Genomic DNA, 14,423 nt, shown 5'->3' on the forward strand with positions numbered 1-14,423 from the left:
CTTTATGTCACCAGGTAAAGAGGGTGGGGCTTCCCCATCCTCTTTCTGTTACCTGTGAACTTTTCACCGTTTTTTGCTAGTTTCTCTAGCTGTTTTACTTGGCCTTATTGACTCTTTTTTTCTGATCGTCCAGCACAGCACTGGCAAGGCCTGCCGCTAGGATTCCAGCAACGAGGCTTGCGACGCTTTCTTCCGTTCCTGTATTTGGTAATCTACCTTCGGAAACTGGAGCAACTGAAACTGCTGGTGTTTGAGCTGTTTTCTCGACTTCCTTCCCTGCTGCATCTGTCCCTTCCTGACGCACTGCTTTGACCTCAAGAGATGCTTGAGGAGTTGCGGTAGCTACTGGTCCTTCTGAGACATGAGGGCGCTCTGGGTTCGGAAGTGGCTGTGGTTCTGGCTGCGGCTCTGGTTCTGGCTGCGGTTGCGGCTGTGGCTGCGGTTGCGGCTGTGGTTGTGGTTGTGGTTGTGGTTGTGGTTGTGGTTGTGGAGTATCTGGAAGTACCTCTTTCGTGCCCACCTCTGTGATCTCTGCCACTGGATCTAGTTCTACAAAGGCATCTAGTTCCTTCCGGCTTTCCACACCATTTTCTTGAGAAACTTCCACCAAGCGCAATTTGCGGCCTTTTTGACCTTCTTGAACCACACGTTTCTCACCTTTTGGAAGATCCGCATTTGGACGTTCTAAGCGTTCAAAGTCCATCTCTTCTGGCTCAATCACCAACTCTGGTTTGGTATGAACCAGATTCTTAACCCCTTCTTCAGGAATGGCTGAGCCTGTAGGTGCTTTTACGGATAGAGAAAGTTGATATACTTTTTCGAGCTTGCCATCTTCTGAGACAACCTTGATAAGAACCGGAGCATTGGCACTTTTAGCATCGATGACCGTAACGGCTGTTCCATTCTTGCCTTGTGCTGAAACGATTGGACGTTCTCCCTCATACTCTAGATGATAATCTGTCACATCTGGTTTAAAACCTTCTAGGTCTTTGCCATTCACTTGGATCGTAACGTCAGTTGTTGCCTGGGCCTCTTCTGTTGGGGCATAGGCACTCAATTCAATGATTCCAATTCCTTTAAGATTTTCGTCACGGACCATTCTTAAACGGATGGCTTTCGTTCTGGTTTCGTTGAAGCTGAGGTTAGAGATATAACCAGGCTCAAAGGCATAATCCAAGCTATACGGGATTTCTTCCCAGTTTGAGGCTTGGTTAAATGGATGATCTGGAAGATTCTTCAGATTGCCATAATCATCCGGAACATCAAAGTCTGGACCAATATAGCGTTCAAGAACCGTTTTCGTTGGCAGACCTGTTTCCTGATCTGCAAAGAAGTCGACCGCTACTTTATTGACTAAGCGCTCTGTTACTTGACCATTTTTCTTGAAGATGAGACCAGCAAACACTTCTGTTTGATCCGGCTCTCTCTTCCAGTTGGTCCAACGGTAGTACTCGTTGTAGCCACCATCATTGATGTAATCGATATAGTCGATTTGATTTGGATCGAGATCGTTGGTTTCACTAGCAAATGCCCTGGTATCTTCTGCATTGTAGTCACGGTTCACAGAGAGGTTTTCTCCTGTCTTTTCTGACACCCGGACGGTCAGCTGAGCTGTCAGATCATAGCCAATGACTTTTCCTTCCAGCGTGAAGCTACCTTCGTGAGAAAGCGCATCAGCTGGTAGAGGCTTCCAGTCCACCGTCAGTTCCTTGCGTTCATAGCCTGTATCCCCTTGGAAGTAGACACCTACTGTAGATGGTAGAACCAGATCTTGACCGACTTTCACAAAACGTCTGCCTGCTTCTACTGCTACTGGGGCAGCTTGTTTCAGTTTTTCTGCATCGCTTGTGAGATGGAGATGGTATTCTTGTAAGATGGTCCCATCTTCCGCTTTATGGATGACACGGATTGGCTCCCCTTCATGGACACTTGGCACAACCGTTGCAAGACCATGATGGCTAGCTGTCGCTTCCACTTGTGGATAAGCCCGATCACGCGCATCGATGTAGTAATCGGTCACACTTGGGTTGACACCTGGCAAGACCTCACCGTTGACACGAATGGTCACTTGGCTCTTTTCTTCTGCCGCAACCTTATTGGCAAAGATCTGAATCTCTGAAATAGAGCTTCCACGCTTGCCTTCTGGCATCTTCATACGGATCCGAACAGCATAGGTGTCGACTTTATCAAAACTGAAATGATTCATCTTACCTGCTGCTACCGGTTCTTCAACGGTTAGGTGGCTGACTTCTTTCCAGTTAGCTGGATTGTTAAATGGATGGTCTGTTTCGTCTTTGACGCGATTTGGATTGTTTGGAACTGTTGGGATTTGTTCCCCTGTATAGTACTCAATCACATACTCACTTGGAGCCCCAACGCCGTGGTCTTCGTGGAAACCAACATGGAGGTTGTCCACTGCTCGCTTGGTCAAGATACCAGAATCCCCAAACAAGATACCAACCGAATCTTCCGCATTGTTACGGCCCCAGTTGGTCCAACGGTTAGCTGGAGCATCGGTAAAGGAAATCACCTTGTCATTGACCTTAGCGACTGGATCTGCATCGTTAGAGTCACTTGCAAAAGCGAGCGGCAAGACAGATCCTGTCCATTGCTCTGCTACATTGGCTCCCTTGACTGTGTTTGCGGAAACACGAATATGAAGACGTGTTGGAAGATCCGTTCCTTCTACACGACCGGCTAGGACAACTTCTCCTTCTTTAGCCAAGAGTTGCGGATCGACCGCATCCCAGGCCACCTTAGCTGTATAGGTCTTACCATTAGAGTGATAGGTCCGCACGCTTTCTGGAAGAGCTGGTTTTTCGCCGACTGGAGTGGTGGTGCTGACTTCTTCTACAGCGATAATGCCTTCAACCGTCACTTGAGCTTGGGCTTCTTTTTCCACACCCTCAACATGACCTGTGACTGTAAAGCTATGGTAATCCTTGACTTGATCTGCGGTTACAGCATCCCAGGTCACGCGTTTTTCTTTCGGGAATCCCTTGTCATACTCGACCAAGACGGTTTCTGGAAGAGCTGGCATCACGTTTCGATCCGTACTAATCCGTACAGGACGCACCTTCACAACCGTCTTTTCTTCTGGATTTGGCGTGATGGTAAAGCTGACTTCTCCCTTTTGTCCTTGGAAGTTGGCTTCTAAATGAACCAATCCTGCTTCCCGCAATTCCAAACCTTTATTGGTTGCGACGGCTTTTCCTTGGCTACCAGTTCTTGTCTTCACATCAATTTGATCTGCTTTGAGACTTGCCTGGCTACCATCTTGGTAATGGGCAATGACTTCAAGTGGTACCGTTTGGTCTTCCTTGAGTTCCTGTCCTTCTGGCAGACGCAATTCCAAACGCTCGATCTGTGGACTTTCTTCTTGGAATTGGACCACATAGGTCTGTACAGCTCCCGTATCCTTAGCAGTCACAAAGATTTGGGCTTTCAAACCATTTTCACGGCTAGCTTGTAGAACCGTCACTTGAGCATTTTCTGCACTTGCTGTGACTTGACCTGGCTCTTGACCATAAGCGAGGGAACGGAAAATGGTATGGTTGCCACTACCAAATTTTGGAAGAGCTACTCCATCTAGCTGAACCGTTGGTTTCTTAGCCTTGGCTACATCTCCTCCTGCAACCACTAGTGTCGCTTGGACCGTTTCCCCATTGCCTAGGAGTCCTGTCGCCTTCAAGCGAGCACCTGGTGTGGACAACTGATCTTCTTGACCAGCTTCCAAGGTCCAGTGATCGACCTCATAGTGAGCAGTGGTCCCATCGGTAAAGACTAATTGCACAGCCTTATCCACCGTTGCTAGATCTGCTCCCTGTGGGATTTGTTTGATGACTGGAAGGACTTGTTCCACGCCGATCACATCGACCAGAGCTTCGACCGTGCGTCCTTGAACATGACCGGTCACACGGACTTGGCCAACACGGCTATAGTCTGCCGCATCCCATTCAACAGCTTCTTCTTGGGCCTTGCCATCGCTATAGACCACATTGACCTTACTTGGTAAGGCTGGCTCTTCTCCTAGATAAGCACTTTGTCGAACAGGTTCCACACCTAAGACAGAGCGTTCTTCCTGGTCCTTCTTACCAGTAAAGAGGCTGACTTTGTCTGATTGCAAGCGATCTGAGTCTGCATACAGGGTAAAGGCACCCGCCTGCTCAGTTGATTTGACAATGACCACCCCTTTGCCGTTGAAGGCTTTGCGTTGCCATGAGCCATCTTCCTGCGCTTTGTAGCGTTCACGGCTGGCTTGTTCTCCATTATCGACACCGACAATTTGGCCTTGTCCATGCAAATGGAAATGCACCAAATTATTGGCAGTTGGCACCACACGACCTGCTTCATCGACGATTTCGTAGGTAATATAGGTCAAATCCTTACCGTCCGCTGCGATCGCGTGTTCTTCTTTCAACAAACGGACACCCGCAGGCTTGCCGGCTGTTTCGACTTGATCTTTCGCAATCACTTCACCCGCTTCGTTGCGGGCAATAGCTTCCACCTTACCTGGCACATAAGGAACCAACCACTCTAGATAGAGTTCATCCGGATTTGCCCCTTCTTGGTAAGTCCGACCATCTGCTGTGACCTTCTTAGTAAAGGTCTTGACTCCTTGTGATTCCCCATTGACAATCAATTCCACACTGTGGGCATTGGAGAAGGCACGAACAGGAATCCGACCTTCTTCATCCATGACACGATTGGCTAATTCTGGATTTTCCCAGTTCCAATGTGGTAAGAGATGGACCATCGGATGTTTCTCAGCCGATACCCATTGACTTTGGTAGAGGTAAAAATCATTCTTTGGAAGGCCGGCAGTATCGACAATACCGAAATAAGAACTTTTCACAGGTGTGTCATTTTGGTTGTGCCATGGTGTTGGCTCACCGATATAGTCGGTACCAGTCCAGATAAATTGACCTGCATAGCCGGCATGATCGCGGTCAAAGGTCCAAGAGGCTGTCGCTGTCCGACCCCAACCAACCCGGTCATTGCCGTAGTCTGATTGTTCATAGTGGCGGTCTTCTTGGTTGCTTCCTATCCATTCTCTTTCAGGATGATAGTAAGAGCCCCGTGTCCTTGTTGCAGAAGAGGTTTCTGATCCATAAATGAGCCAGTTTGGGTGTTTAGCTCGTAGGCTTTCATAGTTGGCCTCTGAATAGTTAAATCCAACCGCATCAAGCTCTGCTGCTACCTTTTCATGGCCTCCTGATCCATCACCAAAGCGGAATTTATCAGCTCCCATGGTGACATAGCGGGTTGCATCCACGTCCTTGATGGTCTTGACTAACCGACGAACAGTTGCGACAGATTTGTCTGAACCATCTGCTTCACCGACTTCGTTACCGATTGACCACATGACAATGGCTGGATTGTTCTTGTCCCGCTCTACCATGGTCCGTAGATCGTAATCGGACCAAGTATCCCCTTTCCGAGCTTCTGGGTGAGTGGCATCTTTTTCAAAGAAACGACCATAATCGTATTGTTTCTTGCCACCATACCAGGTATCAAAGGCTTCTTCTTGGACCATCAAGCCCAACTCAGCAGCAATTTTTAAGGTTTGTTCACTCGCTGGGTTGTGAGTCGTCCGGATCGCATTGACTCCCATGTCTTTCATCTGTTTGAGACGACGGTATTCAGCCTTGTAATTTTCCTCAGCTCCAAGAGCCCCGTGGTCATGGTGAAGGGATACCCCGTGGAATTTCGTCGCCACCCCATTGAGGAAGAAGCCACCTTCTGGCGTCCAGTTGAGATAGCGATAACCAAAGCGTTCCTTTTGCACATCGACCAATTGCGAATCCCGATAAACCCGCGTATACAAGGTATAGAGAGCAGGATGATCCGTTTTCACATTCCAGAGGGTTGGTTTTTCAACATGCAAGGTTTGAGAAAGGTTGATCTCTTGACCTGCTAGAACAGCTTGTGCTTCACTGCGCGTTTTTTCGCTCACCACTTGGCCATTTTGATCGACAATTTCATATTCCGCATAAATACTATGGGCTTGATCATCCTGGTTGACAATGCGGCTCTTCACCACCGTATCCACTGCCCCATTTTGCTGTTTTTCCAACTGAGGGGTCGTAATCGTAGTCCCATACTGCGCTAAATGAACCTTGTCCGTCACACTCAGCTTAACATCCCGGTAAATCCCGCTACCAGAATACCAACGGCTACTTGGTTGTTGATTGACCACATGAACGGCGATGGTATTCTCGCTTCCATCCGCATTCAAATAAGGAGTAATATCATAAGAAAAGGCATTGTAGCCATTTGGATAATGACCAACGAATTGTCCGTTTACATAGACTTTGGAATCCATATAAACCCCGCCAAATTCCAAGCGGACCTTCTTATCTAGATCCTTGTCGTCCAAACGGAAGGTCTTACGATACCAAGCATCCCCACCGTTTAATTGCCCCCCTTCATTTTGAGCAGGAGAGTTGTGATCGAAATCAAAGAAAATAGACCAGTCATGAGGAAGATCTAATTTTTTCCAATCCTTGACATCCACTTGACGCCCTTCTGCACCAGGAGCCGCATTTAATTTAAAATACCAATCTTTATTAAAATCACGTTCTCGATCTTGCACAATATCCTCCGCTACACGATTTTGATCTGGAGCTGCTGTTTCTTTCGTTCCTGTAGCACGCTCAGATGAAGTAGAAACGGGCTGGCCTTCGCCTTGAGGCGCTGGCTTTCCCTCAGCTCTGGTAGGGGTGATGACAGCTGGAGCTTCTGAAACCCTTGCACCAGCTTCAGGAACTTCCGCTTCTGAGTTTTCCGTCACAACACTTGGTGTCTCCATCGAAGTCGGTTCACTTTCGAGGGCTGGCTTTTCTTCCGCATGGACCCTTGAAAGACCCAAGGCAGAAATCCCAATCACAACAGAACAAGCTCCAACTGAGAGCTTACGAATACTAAAAACAGGACGCTTTTCAAAAAAAGACTTTCCCATAAAAACCTCCTCTTAGGATTAACAATTTAATTTGTAAGCGCTTTCTTATACCTGTGAACGCTTACAGAAAATCACATATTAACTATACCAAAAAAAGAGGAGCGATAGGCCTCGATTTCGCTCCAACTATAGTTAGATTAAGAATTCCTTTAATTAGTGGAAATCCCCTACAAACCAAAAAAATAGAAGCCCACGGCTTCTATTTTTTTATGATCTTATAATCCTGGTTCTTGACCAAGTTCAGCAGCCACCATCCAAATGTTCTTTTCAAGTTCTGCTTTAGCCCCAACAAAGATATCGTTGGTTACATCGTCGCCTTCAGCATCGGTAACATCCAAAGCTTTTTGGTAAAGGCCATCAAGGTAATGGAAGATTTCAAGAACACGTGTCAAGCTTTCTTCTACATTTTTTGTAAATGTTCCACGGCGTTCTTCAATATTGCTGTGTTCCAAAAATTCAGTCATGCTAGAATATGGCGCACCACCAAGAGTGATCAAGCGTTCGCTCACTTCATCTAAGGTTGCATCCAAGCTGTCCATGTATTCGTCCATTTTTGGATGCCAAACCATAAAGCCACGTCCACGCATATACCAGTGTACTTGGTGAAGGGCAATGTGAGCCACGTAGAGATCTGCTACGACTTGGTTCAAGAGAGCTTTTGTTTCTGGAAGAGTTTCTTTATTTGAAGGTGCAAAAGTTGCTACATCAGTAGCTGCTTCATGTTTCATAGTTGTCATGTCATTTCTCCTTTTTATAATGATTCTAATTAACTATGTCTTTATTATATGCTTCCTCCACCAGAAAGTCAAGATAAAAGATTAAAAAAGATCATAGTTGTCAATTGAGAAAAGATACGATAGAATGAAGAAGACTAATCGAAAGGCTTGACTAATGAAATATATCTTTACCTTCCTGATCTCCATGGTTCCCCTTGTTGAATTGCGCGGGGCCATCCCTTTTGCCATTGCAAATGGTATTCCCTTATGGACAGCGCTCCTAATCGGAGTGATCGGAAATCTTCTCCCTGTCCCTCTGATCTTCTTCTTCGCCCGCCATATTCTTACTTGGGGCGCCAAAAAACCGATCATCGGAGGCTTTTTTAGCTGGTGTCTCAATAAAGGTCATAGAGGCGGACAGAAATTAGAAAAAGCTGCAGGTGACAAGGGAATCTTCTGGGCCTTATTGCTCTTTGTGGGAATTCCTCTTCCGGGAACGGGTGCCTGGACCGGAGCTCTTGCGGCCTCCATCCTTGACTGGGACTTCAAACGCAGTAGCCTCGCAGTCATGCTCGGAGTGATACTAGCCGGCCTCATCATGGGAACCCTGTCCCTGCTCCTAGGAATCGATACCTTCGCACATTAAGCAAAAGAATGAGCCCATGATATCAGTTCACATAATATCTTCTCTGAATCTTTCCTTAGGTGAGTACGGACGTCAGCGAACTTCTATGAAGTTCCATGACTTAGTTTTGAACCTAAAGTTTCAAAACTCCCGAGTGCTTGAAACTTCATTGTTTCAAGCACTTTTCTCACGGCGGAAAGTTTCAGAAAGTATATCGATGAATCTTCGGTAACGTCTGTTATTTTTTGAAAACAAACTTTGTTAATATTTTAAAACAGCTTAAACAATGATATAAGATATTTTCCACACAAAAAAGAGGTTTCCTTGTATTGACCCCAAAAAGTTAGACAATGAATTTACACAAAGGATTTAGTTCTGTATTGCACAGGACTGAGTCCTTTTAGTTTGACCTTAATTCGTTTATTGTTGTAATAATCAATGTAGTCTACAATAGCTTGTTCTAATTGCTCAAGTGACTGAAACGTCTTCTCATACCCATAAAACATTTCGGACTTAAGAATGCCAAAGAAGGATTCCATCATGCCGTTGTCTGGGCTGTTACCCTTACGTGACATGGACGGTTGAATTCCTTTATCCTCTAAAAAACGATGATAATACTGGTGTTGATACTGCCATCCTTGATCACTATGGAGAATTGTATTTGTGTAATGATTCTCAGTAAAGGCCTGGTATAACATAGCTTTCACTTGTTCTAAATTTGGCGACGTCGAAAGATTATAAGCGACGATTTCACTGTTAAAACCATCTAATACTGGTGATAAGTAGAGTTTTTGAGTGCTTGCTGGAATGGCAAATTCTGTCACATCTGTGTAGCACTTTTCCATTGGTTTTGAAGCTTCAAACTGGCGTTGAATAAGGTTGTCGGCTTTCTTACCAATATCTCCTTTGTGAGAAGAATACTTTCGCTTCTGCCGGATTCTAGCTTGTAAATTGAGGACATTCATCAACCGCTGAACCCTCTTATGATTGACCAAAAAGCCACGATTTCTTAATTCTAAATGTATCCGACGATAACCATAATTTCCCTTGTGTTCAGTAAAAATAGATTGGATTTCAGCTTTAAGCCCTTGATCCTTATCTGGTTTGTCTAGCTGTTTCAAATGATAATAGTAGGTCGAACGAGCAAGTTTAACGGCCTTTAGAAGAATATCTAACGAAAACTCAGTGATTAATTCTTGAACAATTTCTGTCTTTCTTCTTTCTCTTTTTCCTCCTTCAATCGGAGTTCTCTCAACTTTTTTAGAACAGCATTCTCCGCTCTCAGGTATTCATTTTCTGCTTGAAGACGCTCTAACTCAGTCATCTCTTCAGGTTTCTTCTTTGGCTTACGTCCCATTTTAGGTATCCTTCCTCTTGTTTTCTCAACAATAGTATACCCATTTTTCTTGTATTGTGCCAGCCAATTTGGAAGCATTCCTTGGTTTGGGAGAGCATAATCAAGGCTTACACTTCTTTGTGAACGACCTTCAAGTAAGACTTTATCAATGATTTCTCGTTTTAGTTCAGGAGAATAGTAACAATTCTTTCCTTTTTTTACGATTTCTATTCCATAACGATCAATCAATTTAATCATGTACTGAAGATTAGAAATCTTTATCCCAAATTGATTTGAAAGTCGCCTAAAACTCTCTCCTTGCTTTCTTGATTCATATATTTGAACTTTATCTTCAAAAGTTAATTTCATAATAAAAGCACCCCAAAAATTAGATTTTTCTGTCTAACTTTTAGGGTGCAGTTCACCTTCGAAACCTCTTTTTGTTTATTCTTAGTTGTTAAGAGCTGCTGCCATTGTAGCTGCAACTTCTGCTTCAAAGTCATTTGAAGCTTTTTCAATACCTTCACCAACTTCAAAACGAACGAATTCGATAACTGAAGCATTTACTGATTCAAGGTAAGCTTCAACTGTCTTGCTGTCATCCATGATGTAGACTTGTGCAAGAAGAGTGTAGGCTTGGTCAACTTTTGTGTTGTCCAAGAAGAAGCGATCCATTTTACCTGGGATGATTTTATCCCAGATTTTTTCTGGTTTACCTTCAGCTGCCAATTCAGCTTTGATATCTTCTTCAGCTTGAGCAACCACTTCGTCAGTCAATTGTGCTTTTGAACCGAATTTCAAGTGTGGAAGAGCTGGTTTACCAACCATTGCACGGCTTTCGTTATCTTGGTCGATGACGTGGTTCAATTGTGCCAATTCATCTTTCACGAATTGTTCATCCAATTCTTTGTATGAAAGAACAGTTGGTTTCATTGCAGCGATGTGCATTGAGATTTGTTTAGCAAGTGCTTCGTCTCCACCTTCGATCACAGAGATAACACCGATACGTCCACCGTTGTGTTGGTAAGCACCGAAGTGTTGTGCGTCTGTTTTTTCAAGCAAAGCAAAACGACGGAATGAAATCTTTTCACCGATTGTAGCTGTTGCAGATACATATGCAGCTTCAAGAGTTTCACCTGAAGGCATTGTCAAAGCAAGAGCTTCTTCATTGCTAGCCGGTTTACCTTCAGCGATCACTTTCGCTGTTGCGTTTACCAATTCAACGAATTGAGCGTTTTTCGCAACGAAGTCAGTTTCAGCGTTCACTTCAACAACTGCTGCAACGTTACCGTCTACATAAACACCAGTCAAACCTTCAGCGGCAACACGGTCAGCTTTCTTAGCTGCCTTAGCCATACCTTTTTCGCGAAGCAATTCGATCGCTTTTTCGATATCACCATCAACTTCAACCAATGCTTTTTTAGCGTCCATGACACCAGCACCAGATTTTTCACGCAATTCTTTTACAAGCTTAGCTGTAATTTCTGCCATTTTTGTTCTCCTATATTTTTTTAATAAAATAAGAGGGTCGGGCTGAGCCCTGCCCTCTTAGGTTCGTTACTTATTGAATGAAATTAAGCGTTGTCGCCTTCTACAACTTCAACGATTTCTTCGATTGAATCAGCTTGGCTTTCAGTAGCTGCCAATTCAGCTTCTACTGTAGCAACACTGTCTTCACCTTGACGACCTTCGATAACAGCGTCAGCCATTTTCGCAGTGATCAATTTAACAGCGCGGATAGCGTCATCGTTCGCTGGGATGATAACATCGATATCATCTGGGTCAGTGTTTGTGTCGACCATCGCTACAACTGGGATACCCAATTTCTTAGCTTCTTTAACAGCGATTTGTTCTTTATGTGGATCCACAACGTACATTACGTCTGGAATACGAGGCATGTCTTCGATACCGCCCAAGAATTTTTCAAGACGAGCGCGTTGTTTGTTCAACAATGCAACTTCTTTCTTAGGAAGAACTTCGAAAGTTCCATCTTCTTCCATGCGTTTGATTTCTTTCAAACGAGCGATACGTTTTTGGATTGTTCCCCAGTTAGTAAGAGTTCCACCCAACCAACGGTGGTTGATGAAATATTGACCTGAACGAACAGCTTCTTCTGCAACAGCATCAGCAGCTTGTTTCTTAGTACCTACGAACAAGATCACTGCATCATTTGCAGCTGCATCACGCATGAAGTCGTATGCTTGGTCTGCATATTTTACAGTTTGTTGCAAGTCGATCACGTGGATTCCGTTACGTTCTGTGAAGATGTACTTAGCCATCTTAGGGTTCCAGCGACGAGTTTGGTGACCGAAGTGTACACCAGCCTCAAGAAGTTGTTTCATTGAAATTACTGCCATGAGTAGTTTCTCCTTTTTTGTTTTTTTCTCCTCTCTCAGACGTCAACTTGCAACACGACCACAAGGGCAACGGTGTCACAATGGATCCGAGATGAGTATTTGCTGTCTTAGACAACTCTATAAGTATAGCAGAAATCCCTAGAATTCGCAAGCTATTTGAGAGATTTTTTCAGCATTCTTCATCTGTAATGATTTGAAGGAAAAAGTTTTTCTTGACCTATCTTGTTTTTTAGGTTACAATATTATATGTTACGGCGGTATAGCCAAGTGGTAAGGCACGGCTCTGCAAAAGCTTGATCGTCGGTTCAAATCCGTCTACCGCCTTGATAATAAAATTTTTTATCATCTTTTATCTTTTAAAAATTCCCCTAGCAATAGGGGATTTTTTGTTTCCATTTGCTCCATTCCTTGATTATTGATATAATAAAATCTCGCCTGATCGGCGAAGTACATTAGAAAGGGTCATTATGAAAAACATTCGTTTCTTTACGATCGGCCTTCTTTCACTAGTAACACTAGCAGCTTGCTCACCTGCCAATTCTGGGCAACCAGCAAAAACAGCTTCTAGCTCTAGAAAACCGATCAAACAATCTTCAACCAAAACATCATCTAGTAAACCGTCGAGCACTTCTTCAGACAGCAGTAGCTCAGATGATTTTTCAGATCGCTTCAGCTTGGATCCAGATGATGGCGCATCTCTCCAATATGTGCCAGGAGCTGCATCTATTCCTGAGATCGAAAAGCTTAAGAACCTCCACCCTACCACTGGTTTTGTATTAAGAACCGAAGATGGACAAGAGGTTGGTGGGCCAAAAGAAAGAAGCAGTTACGATGACGTAGTTGCAGCCTTTGGTCAACCCGTAAGTAGCACAGACAGTGCGAATCCTGGCGATGGGGTCAATGTTTGGGCAACAGACAATGGCGATATCATGGCTTTCTTCCGCAATAATGTGTTAACAGATATCACCTTCCGACTAAGAGGGGGCGATGCCAACCACCAGTCTACTGGCAGTATTTCCAAATCCGATACACCAAAAACGGCCCTCGAACGTCTCGGAAAACCCTATGCCATTATGCGTTCAGAAAATGGGACCAGCTATGTCTATAAAGATAGCAACGGAGATGAATCTAGCTTCTCTACACAAGGCAATAAGATCTTCAATGTTACATCTGCTGCAGAAACCAAGCAGTTAAAAAAGATCACTGGCCTGGATAAAAATCAATAACGATCCATACAAAGAACCCTCCAAGTTTTTCTTGGAGGGTTCTATTTTTCTTACAATTCAGCAATTTGGTTCAAATTCACTTCTGCAACCGTATCGTTACCGAACATAGAAATGACCATTTTCACCTTGTTGTTATCAATTTCAGTGATCTTACCAGTATAGTCTGTGAAGGCACCGTCGATGATGCGAACTGTGTCGCCCACCTTGACATCCAAATCAAACTCTTGAACAGTTTGACCCATAGAGAGCAAGATGCTGCGGATTTCTTCTTCCAACAATGGAGTTGGTTTTGAACGGTTCCCGTGGGATCCGACGAAACCAGTAACGTTCGGTGTATTCCGAACGACAAACCAAGCTTCATCTGTCATGACCATTTCTACCAAGACATAACCTGGGAAGCGGTTTTCTTCGATTTCTTTTGTTTTACCGTTTTTCTCAACTTGTACGGTTTGAGTTGGAATCTCTACACGCAAGATGTTTTCTAACATATTGTAAGTTTGCGCACGTTGCAAAAGATTCTCTTTTACCTTGTTTTCATATCCTGAGTAGGTTTGTAGTACAAACCAGCCTTTATCAAAACTGTCCATTTGGGCATCCTTTCTTTCTGTTTAGCCTGCTCGAGCTTTTGTGAACATACTAAAAAAAGCCTCTTGGCTTTCCTTTTCCTAGCTTCATTATACCACATTTTGCAGGAATGCAAAGAGGTTTGCTGATTTATTTTTAAGAAAAGACTACAAAAAGTGGGACCCTGGGGATCCCACATGGCTTCTTTTCTTAAAAGAAATTGATCATGTGCAATAGGCCACGTGCAATGACTTTGTCGAACAAATAAATCAATGCCACAAAGAAAGCGGTGTACTCAATCACTGAGATAAAGTTTTTCCATCTTTCCTTGCGATTTGGCCAAGTTGTATCTTTTAGTAAGACGAAAATATCTTTAATGAATTTCACAACTCTCTCCTATCGTGTTTCTTTATGGATGGTATACTTGCTGCAATGCTTGCAGAATTTATTGACTTCTAGACGTGTTGGTTTTGGCGTCCCACTCAACTTAATGGAGTAATTGCGTGACCCACAAACCGTACACGCTAGACTTGCTTTTTTTAATGCCATAACGCCTCCGTTCACCCCATTATAGCAAGTTTTCTACATTTTGACAAGAACAGAAAATCTCCTGTCAAGAAAAAAGCAAATCTAAAGCG

General features: G+C 44.0%; 10 protein-coding genes and 1 tRNA gene. 3 read left to right on the forward strand and 8 right to left on the reverse strand.

All coding sequences use genetic code 11. The features are described from left to right. Positions 1–94: 94 nt before the first annotated feature. On the reverse strand, positions 95–6,961 hold the full coding sequence (locus tag RIN70_RS09675; protein WP_313790572.1) for an Ig-like domain-containing protein: 6,867 nt from the start codon (positions 6,959–6,961) through the stop codon (positions 95–97). Between the two features lie 215 nt (positions 6,962–7,176). Continuing rightward, positions 7,177–7,698, reverse strand: coding sequence for a Dps family protein (locus tag RIN70_RS09680; RefSeq protein WP_003001978.1), 522 nt, complete (start codon positions 7,696–7,698; stop codon positions 7,177–7,179). Between the two features lie 154 nt (positions 7,699–7,852). On the opposite strand from RIN70_RS09680, the gene RIN70_RS09685 reads away from it, so the two are divergent. Then, positions 7,853–8,323, forward strand: a complete 471-nt coding sequence (locus RIN70_RS09685; protein WP_003002130.1) for a COG2426 family protein — start codon at positions 7,853–7,855, stop codon at positions 8,321–8,323. A 335-nt stretch (positions 8,324–8,658) separates the two neighbouring features. On the opposite strand, the gene RIN70_RS09690 is transcribed toward RIN70_RS09685, so the two are convergent. From RIN70_RS09690 to rpsB, 3 genes are all read right to left on the reverse strand, one after another. Then, positions 8,659–10,007, reverse strand: a protein-coding gene (locus tag RIN70_RS09690) for an IS3 family transposase (protein WP_313790518.1) whose coding sequence is annotated in 2 segments (ribosomal slippage) — positions 8,659–9,566 and positions 9,566–10,007 — 1,350 coding nt in all. Because the reading frame shifts where the segments join, the coding sequence is not laid out codon by codon here. An 81-nt stretch (positions 10,008–10,088) separates the two neighbouring features. After that, the gene (gene tsf, locus RIN70_RS09695; protein WP_195623363.1) at positions 10,089–11,129 is read right to left on the reverse strand and encodes a translation elongation factor Ts; all 1,041 of its coding nucleotides are present in this window, start codon (positions 11,127–11,129) and stop codon (positions 10,089–10,091) included. A gap of 83 nt (positions 11,130–11,212) precedes the next feature. Further along, entirely contained in the window at positions 11,213–11,995 is a 783-nt protein-coding gene (gene rpsB / locus RIN70_RS09700; RefSeq protein ID WP_049506885.1) for a 30S ribosomal protein S2, read from the reverse strand. Positions 11,996–12,248: 253 nt separating this feature from the next. Here rpsB and RIN70_RS09705 point away from each other — a divergent pair. Together RIN70_RS09705 and RIN70_RS09710 are read left to right on the forward strand one after the other, a co-directional pair. Next, a tRNA-Cys gene (locus RIN70_RS09705) sits at positions 12,249–12,319 on the forward strand. A gap of 143 nt (positions 12,320–12,462) precedes the next feature. Then, positions 12,463–13,221, forward strand: a complete 759-nt coding sequence (locus RIN70_RS09710; RefSeq protein ID WP_049506883.1) for a hypothetical protein — start codon at positions 12,463–12,465, stop codon at positions 13,219–13,221. Between the two features lie 50 nt (positions 13,222–13,271). Here the strand turns inward: RIN70_RS09710 and nusG are convergent, their stop codons facing one another. From nusG to rpmG, 3 genes are all read right to left on the reverse strand, one after another. Further along, entirely contained in the window at positions 13,272–13,808 is a 537-nt protein-coding gene (gene nusG, locus RIN70_RS09715; RefSeq protein WP_003002077.1) for a transcription termination/antitermination protein NusG, read from the reverse strand. Positions 13,809–13,995: 187 nt separating this feature from the next. Next, entirely contained in the window at positions 13,996–14,172 is a 177-nt protein-coding gene (secE, locus tag RIN70_RS09720) for a preprotein translocase subunit SecE (RefSeq protein WP_003002261.1), read from the reverse strand. A gap of 9 nt (positions 14,173–14,181) precedes the next feature. Next, complete coding sequence (gene rpmG, locus RIN70_RS09725) at positions 14,182–14,334, reverse strand: 50S ribosomal protein L33 (protein ID WP_003009043.1); 153 nt, start codon at positions 14,332–14,334, stop codon at positions 14,182–14,184. Positions 14,335–14,423 lie beyond the last annotated feature (89 nt).

The organism is Streptococcus parasanguinis (assembly GCF_032163505.1).
Lineage (GTDB): Bacteria > Bacillota > Bacilli > Lactobacillales > Streptococcaceae > Streptococcus > Streptococcus parasanguinis_V.

Excerpts from the sequence above, each read along its gene's own strand:
- nusG (WP_003002077.1), bottom strand. The coding sequence starts at position 13,808 with ATGGACAGTTTTGATAAAGGCTGGTTTGTACTACAAACCTACTCAGGA.
- RIN70_RS09685 (WP_003002130.1), top strand. The coding sequence starts at position 7,853 with ATGAAATATATCTTTACCTTCCTGATCTCCATGGTTCCCCTTGTTGAA.
- RIN70_RS09680 (WP_003001978.1), bottom strand. The coding sequence starts at position 7,698 with ATGACAACTATGAAACATGAAGCAGCTACTGATGTAGCAACTTTTGCA.
- rpmG (WP_003009043.1), bottom strand. The coding sequence starts at position 14,334 with ATGGCATTAAAAAAAGCAAGTCTAGCGTGTACGGTTTGTGGGTCACGC.
- tsf (WP_195623363.1), bottom strand. The coding sequence starts at position 11,129 with ATGGCAGAAATTACAGCTAAGCTTGTAAAAGAATTGCGTGAAAAATCT.
- RIN70_RS09710 (WP_049506883.1), top strand. The coding sequence starts at position 12,463 with ATGAAAAACATTCGTTTCTTTACGATCGGCCTTCTTTCACTAGTAACA.
- rpsB (WP_049506885.1), bottom strand. The coding sequence starts at position 11,995 with ATGGCAGTAATTTCAATGAAACAACTTCTTGAGGCTGGTGTACACTTC.
- RIN70_RS09675 (WP_313790572.1), bottom strand. The coding sequence starts at position 6,961 with ATGGGAAAGTCTTTTTTTGAAAAGCGTCCTGTTTTTAGTATTCGTAAG.